General features: G+C 34.7%; 12 protein-coding genes and 1 pseudogene. 8 read left to right on the top strand and 5 right to left on the bottom strand.

From position 1 onward, the window contains the following. The 3 genes from JE46_RS20700 to JE46_RS24125 form a co-directional block, all read right to left on the bottom strand. Window positions 1-3,453: FG-GAP-like repeat-containing protein (locus tag JE46_RS20700; protein WP_031457197.1), on the bottom strand; the 3,453-nt coding region annotated here is incomplete at its 3' end. A gap of 9 nt (window positions 3,454-3,462) precedes the next feature. After that, window positions 3,463-3,909 carry a T9SS type A sorting domain-containing protein gene (locus tag JE46_RS20705; RefSeq protein WP_031457198.1) on the bottom strand — a complete coding sequence of 149 codons (447 nt, stop codon included), beginning with the start codon at window positions 3,907-3,909 and terminating at the stop codon, window positions 3,463-3,465. A gap of 817 nt (window positions 3,910-4,726) precedes the next feature. Then, window positions 4,727-4,882 (bottom strand): hypothetical protein, encoded by a 156-nt coding sequence (locus JE46_RS24125; protein ID WP_157505963.1) that lies wholly within the window; start codon window positions 4,880-4,882, stop codon window positions 4,727-4,729. Between JE46_RS24125 and JE46_RS24575 the strand changes: the two are divergent. Next, window positions 4,880-4,996 (top strand): annotated as a pseudogene (locus JE46_RS24575) (AsnC family transcriptional regulator); the annotation flags it as partial. The gene JE46_RS24125 and the pseudogene JE46_RS24575 sit on opposite strands and share 3 nt — an antisense overlap. A gap of 303 nt (window positions 4,997-5,299) precedes the next feature. On the opposite strand, the gene JE46_RS20710 reads toward JE46_RS24575, so the two are convergent. Together JE46_RS20710 and JE46_RS20715 are read right to left on the bottom strand one after the other, a co-directional pair. Then, entirely contained in the window at window positions 5,300-6,724 is a 1,425-nt protein-coding gene (locus JE46_RS20710; protein ID WP_031457199.1) for a SusD/RagB family nutrient-binding outer membrane lipoprotein, read from the bottom strand. A gap of 12 nt (window positions 6,725-6,736) precedes the next feature. Then, window positions 6,737-9,937, bottom strand: coding sequence for a SusC/RagA family TonB-linked outer membrane protein (locus tag JE46_RS20715; RefSeq protein ID WP_031457200.1), 3,201 nt, complete (start codon window positions 9,935-9,937; stop codon window positions 6,737-6,739). Between the two features lie 718 nt (window positions 9,938-10,655). On the opposite strand from JE46_RS20715, the gene JE46_RS20720 reads away from it, so the two are divergent. The 7 genes from JE46_RS20720 (at window position 10,656) to JE46_RS20750 (ending at window position 22,758) form a co-directional block, all read left to right on the top strand. Beyond that, on the top strand, window positions 10,656-11,237 hold the full coding sequence (locus JE46_RS20720; protein WP_031457201.1) for a TetR/AcrR family transcriptional regulator: 582 nt from the start codon (window positions 10,656-10,658) through the stop codon (window positions 11,235-11,237). A 46-nt stretch (window positions 11,238-11,283) separates the two neighbouring features. Continuing rightward, a complete protein-coding gene (locus JE46_RS20725) occupies window positions 11,284-11,775 on the top strand; it encodes an acyl-CoA thioesterase (protein WP_031457202.1) in 492 nt (163 codons plus the stop codon). 727 nt (window positions 11,776-12,502) lie between these two features. After that, a complete protein-coding gene (locus JE46_RS20730) occupies window positions 12,503-14,713 on the top strand; it encodes a fasciclin domain-containing protein (protein WP_031457203.1) in 2,211 nt (736 codons plus the stop codon). A gap of 1 nt (window position 14,714) precedes the next feature. Then, window positions 14,715-17,999, top strand: coding sequence for a SusC/RagA family TonB-linked outer membrane protein (locus tag JE46_RS20735; RefSeq protein ID WP_031457204.1), 3,285 nt, complete (start codon window positions 14,715-14,717; stop codon window positions 17,997-17,999). Window positions 18,000-18,015: 16 nt separating this feature from the next. After that, window positions 18,016-19,530, top strand: a complete 1,515-nt coding sequence (locus JE46_RS20740; RefSeq protein ID WP_031457205.1) for a RagB/SusD family nutrient uptake outer membrane protein — start codon at window positions 18,016-18,018, stop codon at window positions 19,528-19,530. A 7-nt stretch (window positions 19,531-19,537) separates the two neighbouring features. Next, a complete protein-coding gene (locus JE46_RS20745; protein ID WP_031457206.1) occupies window positions 19,538-21,229 on the top strand; it encodes a fasciclin domain-containing protein in 1,692 nt (563 codons plus the stop codon). A 53-nt stretch (window positions 21,230-21,282) separates the two neighbouring features. Beyond that, on the top strand, window positions 21,283-22,758 hold the full coding sequence (locus JE46_RS20750; protein ID WP_031457207.1) for a fasciclin domain-containing protein: 1,476 nt from the start codon (window positions 21,283-21,285) through the stop codon (window positions 22,756-22,758). Window positions 22,759-22,766: the final 8 nt, after the last annotated feature.

The raw sequence follows: 22,766 nt of genomic DNA on the forward strand, positions 1-22,766 counted from the left end.
AATGGTGGTTTCCAATGGCACTGCAGATGCACCGGTCGTTTTGGTTTTGGTCAGTTTTCCCCAATTATCAAATGTATAATCGCTTACTACTCCAAAAGGGCTTGTTGATTGTGTTACCTGACCCAGTCTGTTGTAAACAAAATTAGTTACAAAGTTTTGGTGGTCTGTTTTTTTGACCACGAAACGTTTGGTGGCATCATATTCGTCTGTTATTTTTCGGGCTGTAGGCGCAGGCAATGCATTTGGTGCAGAAACCGTTTTGGTCAGCAGATTCCCTACTGAATCATAAGTCATGTCTTCGATAATGGCATAGGTATTGTGCCCTTTTTTCTCTGTATGTGTTATATTCCCATTTGTGTACGACAGTTTTTCTTCAGAAGTTCGTGTTTCACCTCCATAAGTTGTTGATGTGTTTATTTGATTAGGCCGTCCAATATAATAATCCTTTCCCGTTCCACTGGGATTATTATCATAAGAAGTTGTTGTTATTGTTTTACCCTGAAGTGTATTATTTTGATAATAATCAACCGTTTTAATTGTAACCAAACCATAATCGTTAGGATCATGCTGGTAATTTTCTTCTGTATAAACACCAGAAATTTTATCATCACTGTACACATCATCTAAACGGTAATTTATAACTAATCCATTGGTGTAATCACTGTAATTATAATACTTTTGCGATATTATGTTGCTTTGTGAAAAATTAAAAATATTAGTGTTATCGTTATGTGTAAAAGTTGAGTAAATATATCCTCTAGTTGTTTCATAATTATTAATTGACCAGATTTTAATATCTGAAGGGTTTAAATACCAACTACTACGTGCAGTTTGTGCAAATCCGACAGTTCCATAGTTGTAATTCGAAATATAGCTTCTATATTTAAAATCCTGATATTTAGAGGTTCCATTTACAGTAGCTGTCAGACGGGAAACTAAATAGCAGTTTTCATTTTTTATTAGTGCTATATTTGGGTGATTTGGGAAAGAAAAATATATTGAATTACTTAATACCGAATAAAAATCTGTAGGATAATTTCCTAATCCACCATTTGACGACACCATAGGCAAATAGTCAATAGTTTGTACTATATTACCATTTGCTTCTGATACTGATTTTAATCGGTTATCAGTATCTACATTTTTACTAAATTGATAATATTCAATTTTATTATGATGTCCTCGAACAATTACTAGATCGGTATTTGCACCGTTGTATTTGTAATTGGTAACTAATGGAATCGGGATATCTGGCGAACCAGAAAAAAAGCCGGAAGGTTGTCCTGTAATGGGCGATAGATTATCATTTTTTGAGTCATAAGTCATCGGAAAAGCAGTTGTACTGGCTGTATTTCCTATGTTATTTGTATAGCCTTTTACCCACCATTCTGTATTATGATCATTAATTGTCCAACCCGGCTTGTAATATCTTCTCCAGACCCTTACGATATCTGATTTTCCATCCTTGTTAATATCAATAGCATAATAATTACTAAAGTGGGTTTGAGAATCAAAATGACTCCCAGTATTGGGCCAATACTCTACAATGTTATGCGATTCTTTTACAAAAAAATTGCCTCCTGCCGGGTTTGGATTACTGTAATAAATATGCCATAAAGTTTGTCCTGATCCACCTTCAGAATCAGGTAACATTATATCTGTCTTTCCATCACCGTTATAATCGCCGAAAAGAATTTGCCTTGTATGCGAATAATTAGAAATAGTCCCATAACCAATTCTCTTAGCTTGCGCTCCGGTAGAAGGAAGCTTATTTATTTCAACAATAGAATACTGGCCATGGAGATTTATATTGATGATATCCGATCTTCCATCACCATTCATATCAGCAATGTATCGTTTTCCTGTTGCGCAAATATAATATTCATCATTCCCCTGTAATAGCGTTGATCCACCAGTGGAGAGAGAAACCAATCTGGCATCTCTTCTATAATCACTATTTGTGTTTGAATAAAGTTTCCAATAAAATCCTTCAGAATAACCATTTTGATTAATGTATTCTTCCCACACATAACGTTCGTCTTTAGATAATATCAAAACTTCTGAAATACCATCGCCATCAAAATCTCCAGATAAATATTCATTGGTTCTACTATCTTGTGGAGGAGCTACAGGAGGAACATAACTCTCATCTTCATCCATATAGGAAGGGTCAATATGAATTGTGTTGTTATAAGAAATTGTTTGGATGACAGAGGCAGTTAAACCTGTATAATTTAAATTGTTGTCAACAATATTATATGCAACAAACTGAATTTGCGAATTTGTTGCAGCAGGTTCGATAATTGATTGAAATTGATTTATTTTGTAATTAGACATTATTGTTGCCGGAAATATTAAAGCAGGTCTAAATGTTGGAAAATTTATTGGTGTGTTACCTGTGTTTCCGTTAAACAAATTTGTGAATATTTTTTTGTCTGCCACAAAATCCAATCTGCCATCACCATCAAAATCGCCTGCTATATTAGCTTTGTCAAAAGCCAGCGTATTACTGTATTCCTTTACAGTTCTGGTCACACTATCTGTAGTATTATTATAAGTAAACGTAACAGGATTAGATAATTCACCCGAACCGTTACTTTCTTGTATGCTACTCACTCGCTGATAACCTGAACTAAGGTCTGTTTGATGTTGCAATTGGTATTTTCTAAAAAGATCACCATTGGTTCTAACCATTATGTTATCGAGAATTTGCGTTGCATAAAAAGGGGCGCCGTTAATAAAATCCCGTTCTATTCTGCTACTACTTTTATAATTAAATTCAATTTGGTTTTGAAAGGCGATCCCTGCTGATGAATTTCCACTAAAATCTATTGTTTTAATGTAGAGTTGATTCGTACTATTATAAGTTACGTTGCTGTAATTGTAGTTAATTTCATTTCCGTTTGCATCTTCAAAATGGACGATGTACCATGCATTTGCCGAAATGGCATTCTGGTAACTTCCCGTACCTTTACTAGCATACCAAGTACGTGAACCATCCGGAGCAGTAACTATAAAATGTAGAAAGCCATTTTCAATTTTAAGCTCAATTTTTGAATTGCTTTTAAATTCCGTTTCATAAGTTGACCCGTTTGCCCAGTATACCCCTGTTTTTAAAAGTAAACGCTGGCCGTCAATCGCTAATTTATCATTAGAATCGAAATCAACTCCATCGATAAACCCATCAATATCTTTACGTGTAGCCATTCTTGAAATTGCTGAAATACTATTAATACTCCAACCTTGTCCAGCTATACCCCCTCTGCCTCCACTACTGTAAGTCAAATTTATTACTGGAGCAACATTTTGAATTGAAGGAGGCGTCGCAATTGGTAAATTATATACAGTCGTACCTGAACTCGATATTTGTAATTCGCCTTTAGTATCTGTGAAATTTTGAGAAAATGAAAATTGGGCTAGTAAAATAAAAATGAAAAAGTAAAATTGTTTCATATCTAAATCTTATTGTTTAATGATTTTAATTGTTTTAGGATCACCTGATTTATAATTGAGTAATACAACATAAACCCCGGAAGGATAAGACTGAAACAAAATATTTTGAGTGGTACTATTTTTAGTTGCCGTGTACGTATTTAAAACCTGCCCCGTTATTGAAAATACCTGTATTGAAGTTATATAATTATCATCCGTCAGTTGCCATTTTAAATAGAGTTCTTCTTTTACAGGATTAGGATAATAGGAGAACATATCCTCTGCTGAAAATTTTTCTAAATCTTCATCAACAAGTGCTTCAATTTCTTTGATTTGTTTTCCAGTTTCCGGTGGACAGTTAGTACACAATATCCTGCTGGTCTGATTACCGGCAGTATCATAACTAAATTTTATTTTAGTTTGGGCAATAGACGAAAGTGAAAATAGAAATAGGAGAAATAGTAGTTTTTTTATCATATCTATGGGGTGTTTTATAAAAACTTTAATTGGCGTAAATTCTAACAAAATGATTTACAAAACAATACCTGCATTTAGTGATTTTTAGAGAAAAAAAAACGTGTTCTTTTTTCGCTTCAAGACCATGATAAAATGAATAAAAATAAATTGACAAAAGGGATTAAAAATGATTCTACCCGATAAAAGAAATCCGACATCTTAAGTCTAATGTAAAGTATAGCTAGCTGTAAAATATAAAAAAGAATGATTGGCATCAAATTTTACAGAGCAAAAGCAACAACGGCTATCTGATAAAAAAAGCAACAATTAATACATATTGCATGAATTAAAAAAGCTATACACTAATAAATCGCAGAGAAACTCGTGCAATTATCTTTTATAAGTTTTTAGAATCCTCTACGAGACGTTTTAATTTAGCATGCATAATCGCAAGTGGTACATGCCCAAATCTGCATTCACTGGTAAGTATCAGACGTTCAGCCGGAAAATAATCTAACGCCGGTTTTATGCGTTCACGTATTTCTTCTACAGATTCCAATTCATCACTACGCAGTCAATTACACCAATGGCTAAATCGCCTTGGAAGTCCCAAATATCTCCAGCATGTTGTAACCGAGTTTACAGTGCTCTAACATAAGTTCGTCGACCGGAACCTTTTTAAATGTTTCCACCAGATCGGTGTATTTAGTAAAATAAACTCGTTTCGTCTTGGGTTTACGCCGCAAACATGCAAAGCTATACATACTTTTTTTAACAGGGATTCAATAAGTTCAGTAAGAATTTCGGCTGCCCAGATACTTTCTTCCGGAGACTCTGTCTACATTGGCTCATCAAATTGTACGTGTTTGCATCCAACTGCTATGACTTCGGCTATTTTATCTCTTAAAACATTCGCCCAGGTCCGACATAATGCCTGAGCATCCGGATAAAGATCTTTTCGCTCGTTGACACAAAAATAACATAAGACACACATTATCATAATTTTGTATTCAACAAATTAGGCTCTGTTGAAAGCATTGGCAGTACGCAAAGTACTTTTATAATGGCCGAAATAAAAAATCTTCACAATATTAATGTAGAGAGCTAAATTAATACAGCAAGTGGCTGGGAAATTTACACTAAAAACGAACTGACAATGCTAAACTAACAGTTAAATAATGACTTATAAAAAGGTATTCAACTTACTTTACATTATTTTGTGTCAACCTTTTTCAGGACCATACAAATGTCTAAAACCAAGAGCCAGAGAAATCAATATTTGTCTGGCTCTTTTGTTGTTCAATAAATTGTGTTTCAATTCTCTTTTACAGGAAGAGAAAATGTATTTCAGATTCGATATGCGGAAGAAAATAAAAAGTGGCTATCTATTAATAGCGCTTCAGACTTAGAATTATTTCGCATCAAACCATAATTTTGTGGTCAGCAGGTCTTTTCCCTGTCCAGCTACTGCCGCCTGATAACTAGCTCCGTTTAATGACTGCTCTGTTCCGGGATAAAAGAAACGTGACGGTATTTTTCCGTCTAAAACTGTAGCCGGACCAGCTATCAATACAGGATAATCCAGTCTCCTCCATTCTGTAAATGCGTCAAGACCTTGTCCAAAGAATGCAATCCATTTTTGAGTACCTATCGATTTGGCATAATTTCCTGCATCGTACTTCACTATTGCCTGATTAAGATAATTAGAAATAGTTGTTGCATTGGTAATTCCAAATTGATTAAATGATGCTGTAATTGCATCATTATAATATTGTTCTGCATCTCCGGAAATGTAACCACGGGCAACTGCTTCTGCAAGATTAAACAATGTTTCAGAATAAGTAGCAAATACCGCCGGCGACTGAGAAGTAAGGAAGTAAGTTCCCGGTTTTGATGTTTTAGCAAGACCCTGAGCATTTGCTGCAGCTGCTGATAATCCGTTTCCTCCTCCAACATATTTACCTACACTCGCATCTGATGGTAATTGAGCGTAAACAGGTAAGCGTGGATCAGATAACTCATATAACTTATCCACTACTGTTTTTGAAATACGATAATCATCACGAGTTTCAAACCAGGCAGAAGCCGGATTTTGCTGTGGTGAACTCGTATAAGTAAACTTAAAGATATCATTATTGCTGCTAATTAAGCCTCCGGCATCTGCTGTTGCATCAATTGCTGCTTGCTTAGCTAATACTGGCTCTCTGTCTGAAATTCTTAACGCTATACGCAAACGAAGCGAATTTACCAGTTTTTTCCATTTTGTAATATCTCCTTTATAAGACAAATCACCAGTTACAGTACCGTTTGATGTGCTTAACAGGGACTGGGCTTGTGTCAAATCTTCCAGCAATCCTGTATATACTTCTTTTTGAGTATTATATGACGGATTTACTTTCAGACCTGCTTCTTTATAGGGAATACTTCCATAAGCATCTGTCAACAATAAAAAAGTCCATGAACGCAACGTTAGCGCAATCCCTTTATAATTTGAATTTGCCTGCGCTTCAGGGAAATTAATAATCGTGTTCAAATCTGTAATTAGAGTTGCATATCCCGTATTCCATAAAGAGGTGAACGAACTGTTTGATAAACTGAATATATCCGGTTCTGTATATTGGATTTTAGCCCAATGCTGAACAAATAATAAAGACGAGTCAAAGTTATTTACTGAACCCCAATATAAGTCGGCACCCTGTTTTAAAGATCCTGTTAAAAGGTAAGGTGTTAATGGTGTTTCGGTTGCATTTGGATTTTTATTAATATCATCCAATGAATCGCTGCAAGAGCTAAACGTCAATGCAAAAAGCGATATATAGGCTATTTTTTTTAGCATGATTTTGTATTTTTAAAATTTAAGATTAAGATTAAGGCTGAAATTTCTCGTAGATGGCAATGAGTAAAGTTCCAGTCCTTGTGCATTTCCGGTATTGTAAGCCGTTTCCGGATCAATATTTGGCACATCTTTGTAGATAAAAAACAAGTTACGACCTACAGCAGTAATACTTGCTGATTGTAATCCCAGTTTTCTGGTTAAGCTTTTATTCAAATTATAAGTAAGTTTAACTTCTCTTAATTTTACAAATGTTGAACTGTAAACATAAGCTTCGCTTATATTGTATGACGCTTTGTAATATTCCTGTGCACTAAGTACTGATGTGTTTGGAGTTCCGTCAGCATATACTCCTTTAAATATCATACCATCATCATATATAACTGCTCCAGACGGAACATTACCTGCTGAAGCCAATATTTTCTTAGGTCCGGTGCTAGTAGTGGTTATATAATAATCTAATCCGCCATTTTCAGCACCACGACCCGGCAAGGTTTGTTCCAGTACACCTGTATAATTACCAATTCTGTTTGTTCCTGAAAAAAGTTCTCCACCTACACTCGCATCAACAAGAAACGAAAGTTCAAGATTTTTGTAAGTCAGTGTATTGGTTAGACCCGCTAAATAATCCGGAGTATAGTGTCCTAAAACTTTCTTAGTAGGATCAGCTTTTGGCAATCCATTATCGCCTACTACGATGTTTCCATTAGAGTCACGCTGATACGCTACTCCATAAATGGCTCCGTAAGCTTGTCCTACTGATGCCAAAACATCTACACCGCCTGAAGCAGAACCAATTGTGTAGTTCTGAATCTGTTTATCATAATCCAAAATCTCTACTTTACTTGTATTCTTTGAATAATTTCCGGCTATGTTCCATTTGAAATTTTCAGTCTGAACCGGAGTTCCGTCCAATTGAATTTCGATACCTCTGTTGTTTACTTTACCTGCATTGATCAATTGCGATGTATAACCGCTGGCAGCTGTTGTTTTAATTTCCAGAATCTGATCGAAACTATTGGTGTTATAATAAGCAACATCAAAATGAAGTCTGTTTTTAAAGAAAGTAGCTTCTAAACCCACTTCGGTTGAACGGGTTGTTTCCGGTTTCAAATTCTCATTAAGTTTTCTCTTAGAAGAGGTTTGAATCGGATTTCCTTCAAATGCAGTTTGAAAATCGTAAACTGTATTCAATTGATAAGGATCTGCATCGTTACCTACTTCAGACCACCCACCACGAAGCTTTAAGAAATCAAGGGTATTTCCTTTTAGATTCAGCACTTCAGATAATATCAAACTACCATTAAAAGAAGGATAGAAATAGGACCGGTTACTGCTTGGCAATGTCGATGACCAGTCATTACGAGCCGTAACGTTTAAGTAAGCATAGTTTTTATAACCAAATTGTGCAGAAGCGTAAGCGCTATACACTCTTAATCTCGATAATGTGTTTGATGACAATAAAGGATCTCTTGAATTGTTCAATGTATATAAATCAGGCACAGCCAAACGTGGTGCTTTTTGATAATTGTTTGCATCGCTGTGGTTACGAATATTAAATCCCGCAAGAGCGTCTACACTAAAATCATCGTTTATTTTTTTAGTATAGGTAAAAATACCTTCTGTATTTTGTTCGTTTACAGTGTAAGCATCTTCAGCGTAAGATCCAAAAGGAGTTCCGTTTGTACCGTATTTAATTTTGTATTTTCTTCGGTCGTTATAATAGTCAACTGCTGTACGGAATCTGAAATTTAATCCATCAGCAAGTTTCGCATCCAAATGGATATCTCCTATTAAACGGTTGCGGTTCTGACTTGTTGTATTGTAATACGCTGTCCAATACGGATTGCTGTAATAGCTGTTGTTCCAGTTAACATCTCTGTTATTTCTAAGTGCATTCATATCTACCTGGCGTCCAAACCATGTAAACTGAAGCATTACACCCGCAGCTCGATTACCTGATGGTCCACCAGGTAATGCTGGAGCATCTGTAACAATATAATTTCCTGTTACCCCTACTTTTATATTTTCAGAAATTTGATAATTAGAATTAATCGTAAAGTTTGTTTTGTTTACTTCACTATTAGGAACTGTCCCTAATTGCTTTTGATTGTTTACTCCTAAACGGAAATCTGATTTATCATTTGATTTCGCCACAGAAATACTATTTTCATACGTAACACCAGTATTAAAATAGTTTTTTACATTATTAGGATGAGCCACAAAAGGCACTGCTACACCATTTGAATTAAATTGAGGAATAAGGCGCCCGTCCATTTTAGGGCCCCAGCTTTCATCAGTCTGATCATTAATACCGCCTCCTTTACCATCTTTATAGCTGAATGCTCCGTTTGAACCTTGTCCAAAGGTGTTTTGATAATCAGGCAAAAGCGAGACTTCAGTAATAGTTATACCAGAACTAATCGTTACACCCAATCCTTGCTGGCCTTTTCCTGATTTTGTTGTGATAAGAACAACTCCATGTGCAGCACGCGATCCGTAAAGAGCAGCAGCATTCGGTCCTTTTAGTACATTAATCGATTCAATATCCTGTGGATTCAAATCGGCAATCGCATTTTTGAAATCACGGGAGGCAGCTGCACCACCTGAACTGCTAAATTGCGAGTTGTCTACCGGAATTCCATCTACTACAAATAGCGGCTGATTATTTCCGGCTATAGAGGTTTCACCACGGATAACGATACGCGAAGATCCCATATCTCCCTGTGAATTGGTGATACGTACTCCTGCTAACTTACCACTAAGACCATTTAGGAAATTTGTCTCTTTTGTAGTTTCCAAATCCTTACCCTTAATTGCCTGAGTAGCATATCCTAAAGATTTCTTTTCTTTTGTAATACCAAGTGCGGTTACTACAACCTCTGACAATGCATTTTGTTCCTGAGTAAGATCAATAACAACAGAATTTGCACTAACGACAACTTCTGTTTTTTTATATCCCATATAACTTACAATAAGCGTATAAGGAAATTTTTGTCCTGTTTGAAAATAAAACTTCCCATCAAAATCTGTTTGAACCCCGTGTGTAGTACCTTTAATGTTTATTGAAGCACCAATAACCGGCTCTTTTGTAACAGCATCGACTACTAACCCTTCGAGTTTAGACTGTATTAACGGCTTGGTCTCCTGAGCCTTAACTCCTATGAAAACCAATAAAATACATGTGCATATATATCTATTCAATTTTTTTTTCATTACTTTGTTTTGGTTTAATAAAATAAGTTCAGCCGAAAGCAGATTTATTACACTTTCGCTACTTATAGAGATGTACAATTTCTTTTTAAACTTCACCATTTCTGCTGCAACAGAAGTGGTTTTTTTATTTTCAACACATTCGTTTTTTCATTTTTTTATTTTTGATTATTATTATTTAAACTTATTTTTAGAAGATTAAAAATCTTAAATATTCATCCTATCATTTTTTATGAAACATTAAGATTAAAGAATTTCAGCATTGATTTACAATAAGACACTAATTATCAAATTATTATTACTTCCTCAGGATTCGAATACATGTTAGAATCTTGAGTTTTTATATTTGTTTTTTTTTACCAAATACTACTAATTCTATAGAACAAAAGTATATTAAAAAAGTTAACTTAAAAATTTTAAATGTTTTTTTTGTCAAAAAAAAGTTAAGTCTATTGATTAATATAAATCAAACACCTAAAAATAAAACAGTTAAGTAATTAGATTTAAGTATTTTTAAAACAAGCCAGAATTTAAATGTGAACTGTAACTCGTTGCAGCGATTTGTATTTTGTTTAAGTATTATGTAGATTCATTTATAAGGTTCATTTTTTTATATGATGAATACAATCCGTATTTTCAATCATTTTAAAATAAACTACTTATCCTCATATACCAATCGGTATTTATTTGTTACATTTGTTTTAAAATCATAATAAATCCTATGAATACTTCTGAATTTATACTAGATAAAGTTGCTCCCATTTTTAATAAACAGGGATACATTGGAACCAGTTTGTCAGATATTACAAATGCAACAAGTTTAACCAAAGGTGCTATTTACTGCAATTTTTCGAATAAGGAAGATTTAGCTTTAAAAGCATTTCGATACAATGTAAATATTGCTATAATTCCGCTATTTAAGCTTCTTGAAACTCAGGAAGGAGCTATAAATAAATTGTTTACGATAACCAATTACCATCGTACCTATTATGATTTGGTGAAAGACAGAGGAGGTTGTCCGATGCTTAGGGTTTCTGTTGATACAAAATTTGTAAATCCACTATTATTTAATGAGGCACAAAAACTATCTCAAAAATTCATCACTGGTTTGACCGAAATTCTTCAAGAAGGAATTAACAATAATGAAATTCTGCAGAACACAGATGTGAATAAATACGCTCAACTTATTTTATCTATGATTGAAGGCAGTTCAATTTTGGCCTTTACCCATAACGACGATACTTATATTACCAATGCAATGGATTTTATTGATGACTTCATTATTCAAAAAATAAAAGCTTAAAAAATTTTAACCCTCCACATACCAATTGGTATTTAATTAATTTACTATGAAAAAAGTTTTAAAAACAAAAAGAAAAATCAGATTTCAGGATTGTGATCCTTTTAATCATTTGAACAATTCGAAATATCTGGAATATTTCATTAATGCCCGTGAAGATCAAATTGAAGAACACTACAATCTTGACATCTTTAAATTGATGAAAACAACTTCTTTAAGCTGGGTTGTTGCATCCAATCAGATAAGTTATATAAAACCTGCTTTTACAATGGAAACAGTAATAATTGAATCACAACTGATTCAATACACTGATAACACATTATTGGTAGAAATGAAAATGTGGAACAAGGATGAAACGGAATTAAAAGCATTGCTTTGGATAAAATTTATTCACTACAGCTTTCATACAAAAAAGGTAGCGAGTCATTCAGATGACCTAATGCAGTTGTTCCATTCTGTAGCGGTTCCTGTTGAGCAGACTGTTTTTGAAAACAGATATTCAAAAGTAGTTCAGGAACTAAAATCCAGAATGCATACCTAAATTAAAATTTGATTTGATATAATCAGGAAAAAAATAAAAGAGCTTCATGTTTTTATGAAGCTCTTTTATTTATAAACAGTAGATTTAAAGGAATTGTTATATATAATTTACAAGAACCTTTTTCCAGATAAATTTTAAATGTTTAAAGTTTCAAAAACAAATTATGTTAAGCAAATTAACATAAAAAGTGTTAAAATAAATTTTCATAGCAAATGATAATTTTTCTGAATATTTTCTAAAAAGAAGTGAATTATTTTTTACCTGATACTACCTATCGGGATTAAACCTTTCGGCTTTTTTTTAATCTTCAACTCATAATCACGACGATTTTCTGTCAAAACCTCAGTCTATTAGAGTGTTAACCCCTCTAACCGCGTGCGAATTTTCTTCAAAAACATTCTCTTCTCATTTGTAAAAATAGCTTCCAATATTCTTTTTTTTACATTTTTCTATAATTTTCTCTAAAAAACAGAGGCATTTTAATCATAAGCACCTATAAATACAGAGAACATAAAGCCTTACAAATACTGGAATTTACATATTTTTCAAATATTAACATATAAATTATAATATCAATATTTATTATAGATATAAAAAACACATACTAAAAAAAACAGGATAGTGCAGGATAGAATTAGCAACAGAACCTTTTAGGTTTGACATATTCGTATTTACTAAAAAAAAGTTAAAACTAACTGACCTTTTCAATATAATAAATTAACCAAGAATGAAGAAAAAAATACACCATCTACTTATCTTTTCATTTTTAGTCCTTCTCTCAAGTTGCAGTAAGGATGCTTATGATGATTACTACGAGCGACCTGACTCTTTAGAACCTCCTATCTACCAACAACTAGAAGCTCGTGGAAATTTTAAAAATCTTCTGGTTTTAATTGAAAAAGCCGGATACAAGGATATCTTAGGTAAAGCAGGATATTGGACCATGATGGCTCCGAATGATGAGGCATTTACGAAATTTTTTCAAGAGCAGGGTATTTCAGATGTAAATAAAGTTGATGCTGAAACTGCTTCAAAAATTGTAAAATATGCTCTCATATACAATGCTTTCCGTGCAGATCAGCTTTCTGACTATCAATCAGGTACGGGATGGGTTCCGGATAATGCCTTTAGAAGAAGAACTGCCTTTTACGATGGCTTTCAAAACAAAACCATAAACGGCAAACCCATGGTTGTTGTCGGATCTAACAGAAATGGAGGTTATCTTTCAGGAGACAATAATAACAAATATATCTCTTATTTTGAGAAAGAGTATTTTGCCGCAAAGGGATTAACTTCGAATGACTATAATTTTTTCTTTCCAGGTTCAACTTATACCGACTTTAATTTATTAGGCGGAAGTGTAAAAGAAGCAGATATTGTGGCTGAAAATGGAATTATCCACGAAGTTACCAAAGTATCACTTCCTTTGGTAAATTTAGATCAGTATTTAGAAAACAACAGTCAGTACAGCCAATTCCGTAAGTTACTTGAGGACAATCTGGTTATTTATGCATTTAACCAATCTGCGACTACAACCTACCGTAATTTTTCTGGTAAAAACGACGATGTTTATGTGAAATACTATGACCCCACTTTGCCTTATTCCCCTAATAATGAAAACTTTTTAAAGCAGGCAGATAATGATGGGCAGAGTGATGCTTATACCCTATTTGCACCTGATAATGCATCTTTACAAAAATTCATTGACGAAGTTTTACTTAAGAACTATCCTTCTATTGATAAACTTCCTCAATATATTTTTCAGGATTTATTTAAAGCACACATGGTTCAGGGCGCTGTATGGCCATCAAAATTAGGTTCATTTAACAACGGTTTAGATGAAGAATTAAGATTCAACTTAAATACCGACATAAAAGAAGCCAAAGTATTAAGCAATGGTTTCTTTTACGGAACTAACAAAGTACAGGCATCAAATTTATTTTACAGTGTTTACACCTCTGCTTATCTGGACCCTAAATTTACTTTAGCTACACGATTGTTTAATGATGGTTCTTCATACAGGGAAATCATCAGCAACATCAATCAAAAATACACCTTATTTCTACCTTCGGATACAGTATTACGTGGACTTGGATATGAGTACAATACTGCCAGATCCGAATGGAATTATGTTTCTCCAATTAATGGTGCTGCTTTATCAGGAACACCAGCCAGACTGCGTTTACTGCGTGTTTTATACAATTGTATTGTCCCTACACCTAATGGAGAACTAAATGATTTGTCGGGTTCCGGAATTATACGCTCCGGAGATATGGATATTCCAGGAGAATACATAAAATGGAGCAGCAATAAGGTTTATGCCGCCGGAAATGAAGTTTTAGAAAACATGGCCAATATTCTTGGATATGAAGACCAGCAAAACGGACGTACTTACTATATTGATAAGCTACTTGAATTTAGTGAACAGCCACCAGGAACAGACCTTAAAAATTTAGCTGTGGCCGGTTCAGAATATTTTAATTTCTACAGTTATCTGAAAAATTCGAGTATTGCTTTTGCTGGAGACAAAATTGGAGGAGTAAATGTAGGTAACTCATACACGTTTATTGTTCCAAACAATGCAGCTATTATACAAGCTGTGAAAGATGGAAAACTTCCAGGAAACCCTGCCACCGGTGTGCCTAATTTTGCTCCTGCTTTACTTGGTGACCAAGATCAGGTAGCAGATTTTATCAGGTATCATATATTGGTTAACAAAACTGTTTCTGACGACGGACTTGAAGCAGGACAAATTGAAACTTTAAGAAAAGACAGTAAAGATGAAAAAACTTATGTAAGTGTCATGAGTGATACTGGAGTCTTGACTTTTATTGATAAAGCCAACAGATCTGCCAATTTCATTGCAAATAAAAGTAACAACCTAGCCGACAGAACCTTAATCCATTTAGTAGACAACTATCTTTTATATACAGAATAAAATGAAACAAAATCTAACCAATTTACTTTACCGTTTTTCATTTGCTTTGATTATTCTGGCAGCACTGCCGTCATTGGCTCAGGATTCTAAAAATGCCTTAGTGCGTGGTCAGATTGTCGACTCAAGTGATAATTTACCAATTCCTTCAGCTACTATCGTTGAACAGGACTCAGAAAATCGTACCGTTGGAGGTGTTTTATCTGACATAGACGGAAATTTTGCAATACATCTAAAAAACCCAAATAATAAATTATTAATTTCAACTATTGGATATAAATCGAAAGTGGTTTCTGTTAACGGCAAAACCACAATAAAAATTGCTTTAGTTTCTACTATAACTTCTTTGGACAACGTTGTAGTTACAGGACAAAAAAAGGTAGAAACCGGACTACTTAACATTGCCGATAGAAATAAAACAACCAGCTCTGTTACTATTAAAGCAGCAGATATAGCTAACTCTCAGGCTGCTTCTATTGATGAGCAATTACAAGGACGTATTGCAGGTGTGGATATTATTTCATCAAGTGGTGACCCTGGTGCAGGAATGCAGATTAAAATCAGGGGAGCTTCTTCAATTTCAGGATCTTCAAGCCCATTAATCGTTGTTGACGGAATGCCTTATGAAACTTCTATCCCGGCAGATTTTAACTTTGGTACTGCTGATGATGATGGTTATGCAGCATTACTAAATATTGCTCCTTCGGATATTGATACCATCACCATCGATAAGGATGCAGCAGCAACTGCTTTATGGGGGTCACGCGCAGCAGGTGGTGTTATTATCATCAATACGAAGCGTGGTGGAATCAGTGCTCCAAAAATTAGCTACACTTTTGTAGGTACTCGTTCAAAAGTTCCTGATGCAATTCCGATGTTAAACGGAGATCAATACTCACAATTGATTCCGGAAGAATTCATGAACCGAAACGGTGTGCCTTTAAACACACAAAATATTAAAGAATTTCAATACGACCCTCAGGAGGTTTATTATTACAAAAACTATAGTAACAATACCGACTGGACAAAAGCAATATCTCAAATTGGTCTTATACACGATCACAACCTTTCTTTACAAGGCGGTGGACAAAGAGCAAGATATTTCAGCTCGGTAGGGTATTACAACTCTAAAGGAGTAACTATAGGTACTGGCTTTGAACGAATCAGTACTCGTTTAAATTTAGATTATGTAGTTTCAGACCGTATTCGTTTTAAAACTGATATAGCGTATACACACTCCAGTACAGACCGTAATTATGTCAATAATTTTTCGGGTACTGACAAGGATTTACTTAGAAGTGTTTCCTACGGAAAAATGCCAAACATGGGAATTTTTGAATATGATCAATCCGGAGTTCTTACTCCTAACTATTTCTCTCCGGCCCAAAACGTTCAGGGAGGATACCCAAGCACTTATAATCCTGTTGCTATGGCGGAATTTGCTACTAACAATCAGGTAAGTGACAGAGTAGTACCCCATTTTAACATCAATGTTGATATTATACCAAAAAAATTAATCTCAACATTTGATTTACAATTTGATTTTAACAGTACAAAAGCGAAATCTTTTCTGCCTCAAAATGCTACAGGCCGTCCAATTACAGAAACAGTAGTCAACAGAGCTTCTGATGTGGATGTTGATATGGCTAATATAACGACCAAGACCAATTTCATTTACACCCCTGATCTTGGTGAAAAACAAAATTTATCGGTACTTTTATCTTTACAATCGAATGATTCCCGTTACGAGTCACATCAGGTAATTACCTCGAACACAGCATCATCTTTACTTACAGATCCATCCAATCCGTCAAGAACACAAAATTCAGAATTAAATTTATATACCAGTAATAGCCAGACAAGAACTGTTGGTAGTTTATTGAATGCTCAATATGGTTTATTAGACCGTTATATTCTAAACGTAGGTTTACGTGCAGATGGTAATTCAAGATTTGGTCAGGAAAACAGATACGGCTTATTTCCTTCGGCATCTGCCCGTTGGAGGATTTCGGGAGAATCTTTTATGAAAAATGTGAGCTGGATTGACGACCTTAGTTTAAGACTTAGTTATGGACAATCAGGAAAAGCTCCCAGGTATGATTACCTTTATTTTAATGTGTATGGAAATTACAGCACAGAATACTTAGGACTTAACGGTGTATATCCTCAAAATATTCAACTGAGTAACTTCCGCTGGGAAACTTTAATTGGAAAAAATTTAGGATTCAATCTTCAAATGTTTAATAAGCGTGTTATACTGGATGCAGAATTTTACAGAAACACCACAAAAGACATGATTTTCCTGGATCTTGATATCACCACCGTTTCAGGATACAGCAAAATGGATCAGAATGTTGGGACTATGGACAACCAGGGATGGGAATTAGGTCTTTTTACTACACCAATTAAATCTGGTAAGTGGAAAGTAGAATTCAATTTTAACATTGCCAGCAATGAAAATATGATTCGTGAAATTTCTCCATACTTCCCTAATGAAAGTGGAAATACGGATCGTAATGGAGAATACAAACGTTTTCTTCAAAAAGACAGCCCTTTTGGATCTTTCTACGGATATAAATTCAAAGGAGTTTATACTGACAAGGAAGCAACTCTGGCAAGAGATGCAAATGGAAATGTAATTACAGGTCCAAATGGACAAACGGTATATATGCGTTTTAATTATCCAAATACCGACTATACTTTTCAACCTGGTGATGCTATTTATGAGGACATCAATAAAGATGGTAACATAGACAGTCGTGATGTGGTATATTTAGGAAACAGCAACCCTAAATTTACTGGTGGATTTGGACCAAATATAATTTTTAACAACCAGTTCAAATTATTACTGTTCTTTAACTTTCGTATGAATTATGATATTGTAAACGGAACGGATATGACCACAACCAACATGTATGGATGGGGTAATCAAAGTACGGCAACATTATCGAGATGGCGTAATCCTGGTGATGTAACCGAAATGCCAAGAGCAATTTACGGAGCAGGGTATAACTGGTTAGGATCTGACCGATATGTAGAAGATGCTTCTTTCCTTCGCCTTCGTTCGGTTACTTTTAGTTATTCTTTTGGAAAAAAACTATTAAAAAGTTTAAGAATGGATGAAATAAGAACTTATGTAACTGCAGACAATTTATATACATGGACAAACTATAGAGGTCAAGATCCTGAAGTGAGTATGAAAGCCGGAGATCCATTCGGAATTGCTATTGACAACTCCAGAACTCCTCCTACAAGTCGTGTATCATTAGGTATTACAACACGTTTCTAAATAAAAAAATTGATTTATGCGAACTACAATAAAATCTACAATAGCAATCCTTCTAATTTTTGTTACTGCAACATCGTGTGACAATTATTTAGATTTAAAACCTGAAGACGGAATCGTACGTGAGGAATTCTGGAAAACTAAAGAAGACATCCAGGCTGCCGTTATAGGAATCTATTCTTCATTATTAAAAAGACCTCCTGGAGCGCAAATTCCAACAGGGGGAACCGATTATAATATCAGTGAATACTTGTTTATGTATGGAGAAATCAGAGCCGATATGATAACTCCGGGAGGAAATATTACAGAGGAACAAAGAGATATTACAACTTCAAATATCCTGTCATCGAACGATTTGACAAGCTGGTCCGCATTTTACCGTGTTATCAATTACTGTAACACTGTTATTGAACTCGCCCCTGCTGTAAGAAATAGTGATCCAACTTTGACACAAACACAATTGAACAATTTTCTTTCTGAGGCTTTAGCCATCAGAGCCTATATGTATTTTACCCTGGCCCGTACTTTTAAGGATGTACCTCTTAAACTGACTGCAACACTTTCTGACAAGGATAATTTTCAAATAGCAAAAACACCACAAAATGAAATTTTTGCACAAGTTATCAAAGACCTTATTTTAGCTGAAGAGTATGCCGTTGTCGATTATGGAAATGCCGCTTCTAATAAAGGAAGAATTACAGTTTATACAATTAATGCTATGCAGGCTGATGTTTATCTTTGGATGGATAAATACGCCGAAGCCCTGGCTGCTGCGACTAAAGTGACTGATTCAGGTAAATTTGAATTAATTCCTGCTTCCAATAGCTGGTTCAACAATGTATTTGCTGTTGGAAATACCACTGAAAGCATTTTTGAGTTTCAATACACGAAACAAAACCTTAATCCTTTTTACGACATGTTTTTTCAAAGACCGGAATTCCTGGCAGCTCCACATGTGATAGAGGATGTATTTGGTATTGACTTTAACAATCCGTTGAACAGGGATGTAAGAGGTGAAAGATGCGCTTTGGTTCCCGGACTTAATTTTATCTATAAATACACCGGACTTAACAATAATGATTTTAAAACTCCACAAGAATCTGACACACATTGGTTTGTATACAGATATTCAGATGTTTTACTTTTAAAAGCAGAAGCTTTAACGCAATTAGGAGAAGGAGATAAAGCCCTTATTATTATCGATGATATCCGTACCAAACGCAAAGCCATCAGTTCAACTTCACAAACCGTGACTACTACAAGCAAATCAGAAATGACTGATTATATTTTAGCAGAGCGTGCCCGCGAATTTGCTTATGAAGGAAAGAGATGGTTTGATGTTCTGCGAAATGCCAGAAGAAATAATTATGAGCGTTTAGATTTATTGATTAGTATGGCACTGATTAGCGCTCCGGCAGATCAGCAGCAATCTATTATAGCTAAACTTGAGGATCCAAATAGTCATTATTTACCTATTAATGAATACGAATTATATACTAATAAAGCACTTGTTCAAAATCCATTTTATAAATAATTAAGTCATGAAAAGATACGCTGCATTCCTAAAATTGATGAGACTTACTTTAGTGGTTTTTTTAACCCTGGCATTTCTTAACTGTACTTCTGAAAAAATCAATGAACGTACTGATGAAACGGTAAACATTACTGATTTTTTAAGACAAAATGATGAATATTCTATGTTCCTGGAAATGTTAGAACTTACTAACTATTCTTCATTCATGAATACTTATGGTACCTACACTTTATTCCTGCCAAGCAACAATGCGATAAAAAACTATTTAACTGATGTTGGTGCAGCTGCTGTAAAAGACGTACCATTAGAAGATTTAAAAGAACTTGTAAAACTGCATATTCTTGATCAGGAAGTAGCTACTACAGCATTTACTGATGGTAAAATTGCAACTCCGAGCCAGCAAGGACAATTTATTATTACCGGGGCTGCCAATGTTGGCGGAATTTCAAGCATCACTGTTAACAAGACATCAAGGATTATGTCTTCAAATGTAAAAGTAGGAAACGGGATAATCCATATAATAGACAAAGTATTGCGTGTTGCCGATAAAACTTTGGCCCAGACTATTGAAGCTGATCAATCGCTTTCATTATTTACCGAAGCTTTAAAAGCAACCGGATGGTATGACAAATTAAATATGCCGTTAACTTCAACTACTGTTGAAGGAAAAACAACACTTTCAGGACATTTGACTGTATTAACAGAAACAAATGAAGTATTCAAAGCAGCCGGTATCAATAGTCTTGCTGATTTAAAAGCAAAATACAGTCATCTAAACGATCCTTTAAATCCTGAGGACAGTCTGAATCTCTTTGTAAGCTACCGTGTTTTACCAAAACTTCAATACTTAGCTGATTTAGCTGTTTCTCCATCACTTGAAACCAAAGCACCACTGGAAGTAATTAGCGTAAAACTGGCTACAGGTAAAATTTTACTAAACGAGGAAACTTTTAATGGTGTTTTAGAAAAAGGAATTCCGGTAAACCGTACAGGAAGTGATGTAACAACTTCAAACGGAGTGGTTCATACTGTTGAACAGAACTTCTTTATCAAAAAAAGAAACCCGGCTCCGGTTTATTTTGACTTGGGTGACCAACCGGAATTCAGAAAACTGAGTGCTGTTTTTAGAAAACCGGGTAATTATGTATCGCTTGCCAAATCACTTTTTACAGAAGTAACCTGGGATGGTGTTGATGCCCTTACTTATGTTTGTGCTGCTAAAGGAAGTTCCAGCTATCAGGATCGCGCATGGAAAGGGGATGTAATTGAAATATTCCGTTTTAGAAATGGTAATACTCAAAATATTGCTTTTAAAACACCGGTCATTATAAAAGGTAAATACAAAGTTTGGGTATCTTACAGATGGAAAAGCGCTAAAAACCCAACAGTTAGAGCTTATTTTGATGGTGTTGCATTGCCAAGGCTGATTAACTTTCAGGAGCAGGGTGTTAATAATATTGACGAAAGAGTATTGGAATCACAAGGCTATAAAAGCCACATTAGTCCATTTACCAATAGGTTCAACAGCAGGCTTTGCGGTGTTATCGATGTACAAACAACCGGAAGACATACTATCACTTTTGAATCACTTTCTAATCCTGGAGATACTGCATGGATGGATGTCGTGGAATTCCGACCAATAAATATGGATCAACTGTATCCTAGACTTCAATCTGGAGGAGAAGGTTTTGTGGAGTAATAATCACACAAGCAATTGAAAAGCATTCTAATCAAAATTTTAATCATCTAAAAATGACCATATCAAAATTAATTAATAAAAAACTTTTTGCTGGCATTGTGACATTAGCATTATTTTCGTGTTCTGATCCATGGTCAGACCGGGAAAATAATGGAGATGACAACCTAAATATCACTCTTAGCGAAGCCATCGCGAGCAACCCGGAAACATCAAAGTTTGCAGAATTGTTAGTACAATCAGGTTATGACAAAATTTTGTCGGGCTCAAAAACTTATACTGTTTTTACTCCTACAAATGAAGCCATGACTCAGGTTGACGCTTCGCTATTAAATACTCCTGAAAAGGTTACTGCTTTTGTACAAAACCATATTGCACTAACAGCCTATTCTTCTATAAGGAAAGATGCCTCAGAAAAAATTAAAATGCTGGGTTCTAAATATTTGCTATTTAAAGGTAATGCAACAATTGGTGATGCCACTATTGTTACCGCCGATAAATATGCTGCAAATGGTGTTTTTCATATTATCAACCGTTCACTTGCACCAAAAAAGAATATTTGGGAATACATCAATTCGCAAACAGCTTCTTCTTCAATGAGTAATTATCTGGTAAGCTTAAATGAATTAAACATTTACGATTCTGACATTACTGCAAAAGAAAATGCTGTACCTGGGGTGCTTGCAGATTCCTTAAGTAATTCTTTTTTAAAAAATGTATACAATGTAAACAACGAAAAGAACTCTTACACACTATTTTTAATTGAAGATGAAGGTTATAATGCTGAAGTAGATAAACTCAGACCGTATCTAAATAAATCTACTGCAGATTCTACCACAACATATTCCAGCTATTTCACGGTGAGGGATATGGTTTTTCCTAAAGCGTATATGCCAAATGAATTACCGGACAAATTAACTTTAACTACCCGTTTTGGAGTGAAAGTAGAGATAGACAAAACCCAAATTGTGGGAGAACCTGTTGTCTTGAGTAATGGAATCGTTTACCGCATGAAAAAAGTAGATGTTCCGTTGACTGATCGCTTAGTTACTACTAAAATAGAAGGAGAAAATAATACTTCTTTCGCCCCATCTAACCTACGCAGCAAGATTTTTTACCGTGAACAAAAGGATCTCAACAACATTTTTTTCAAAGATGTTATGGTATATAATTCTGGAGCAACATTATTTCAGCTGAATTACAAAGCAACCGATTTATTTAGTACTAAATACGATGTATACTGGAGAGCTGTTAATATTAACAATTACAGTTCAAATGCTACTGTTTTTCAGCAAAGGTTAATTGTAGGAACTGTCATAAGAGATAATGTGAATTATCCGGATGAAGCTATTAAAAATTTCGGTTTTAAAAACGTTGAAATAGGAGTTTACACTGATGTATATTTAGGAGAATTCACCTTAACAAACGCTCAGGACATAGACAAGATTACTCTTTTTGGAGCCAATACAACTACAGTAGGTAATAACACCATGATCCTTGATTATTTAAAATTTGTTCCTGTCGTTAAATAATATTTTAT

The organism is Flavobacterium chungangense LMG 26729 (genome assembly GCF_000735715.2).
In the GTDB taxonomy this organism is placed as follows: domain Bacteria; phylum Bacteroidota; class Bacteroidia; order Flavobacteriales; family Flavobacteriaceae; genus Flavobacterium; species Flavobacterium chungangense.

Excerpts from the sequence above, each read along its gene's own strand:
- JE46_RS20735 (WP_031457204.1), top strand. The coding sequence starts at position 14,715 with ATGAAACAAAATCTAACCAATTTACTTTACCGTTTTTCATTTGCTTTG.
- JE46_RS20750 (WP_031457207.1), top strand. The coding sequence starts at position 21,283 with ATGACCATATCAAAATTAATTAATAAAAAACTTTTTGCTGGCATTGTG.
- JE46_RS20730 (WP_031457203.1), top strand. The coding sequence starts at position 12,503 with ATGAAGAAAAAAATACACCATCTACTTATCTTTTCATTTTTAGTCCTT.
- JE46_RS20740 (WP_031457205.1), top strand. The coding sequence starts at position 18,016 with ATGCGAACTACAATAAAATCTACAATAGCAATCCTTCTAATTTTTGTT.
- JE46_RS20715 (WP_031457200.1), bottom strand. The coding sequence starts at position 9,937 with ATGAAAAAAAAATTGAATAGATATATATGCACATGTATTTTATTGGTT.
- JE46_RS20745 (WP_031457206.1), top strand. The coding sequence starts at position 19,538 with ATGAAAAGATACGCTGCATTCCTAAAATTGATGAGACTTACTTTAGTG.
- JE46_RS24125 (WP_157505963.1), bottom strand. The coding sequence starts at position 4,882 with ATGTGTGTCTTATGTTATTTTTGTGTCAACGAGCGAAAAGATCTTTAT.
- JE46_RS20710 (WP_031457199.1), bottom strand. The coding sequence starts at position 6,724 with ATGCTAAAAAAAATAGCCTATATATCGCTTTTTGCATTGACGTTTAGC.
- JE46_RS20720 (WP_031457201.1), top strand. The coding sequence starts at position 10,656 with ATGAATACTTCTGAATTTATACTAGATAAAGTTGCTCCCATTTTTAAT.
- JE46_RS20725 (WP_031457202.1), top strand. The coding sequence starts at position 11,284 with ATGAAAAAAGTTTTAAAAACAAAAAGAAAAATCAGATTTCAGGATTGT.
- JE46_RS20705 (WP_031457198.1), bottom strand. The coding sequence starts at position 3,909 with ATGATAAAAAAACTACTATTTCTCCTATTTCTATTTTCACTTTCGTCT.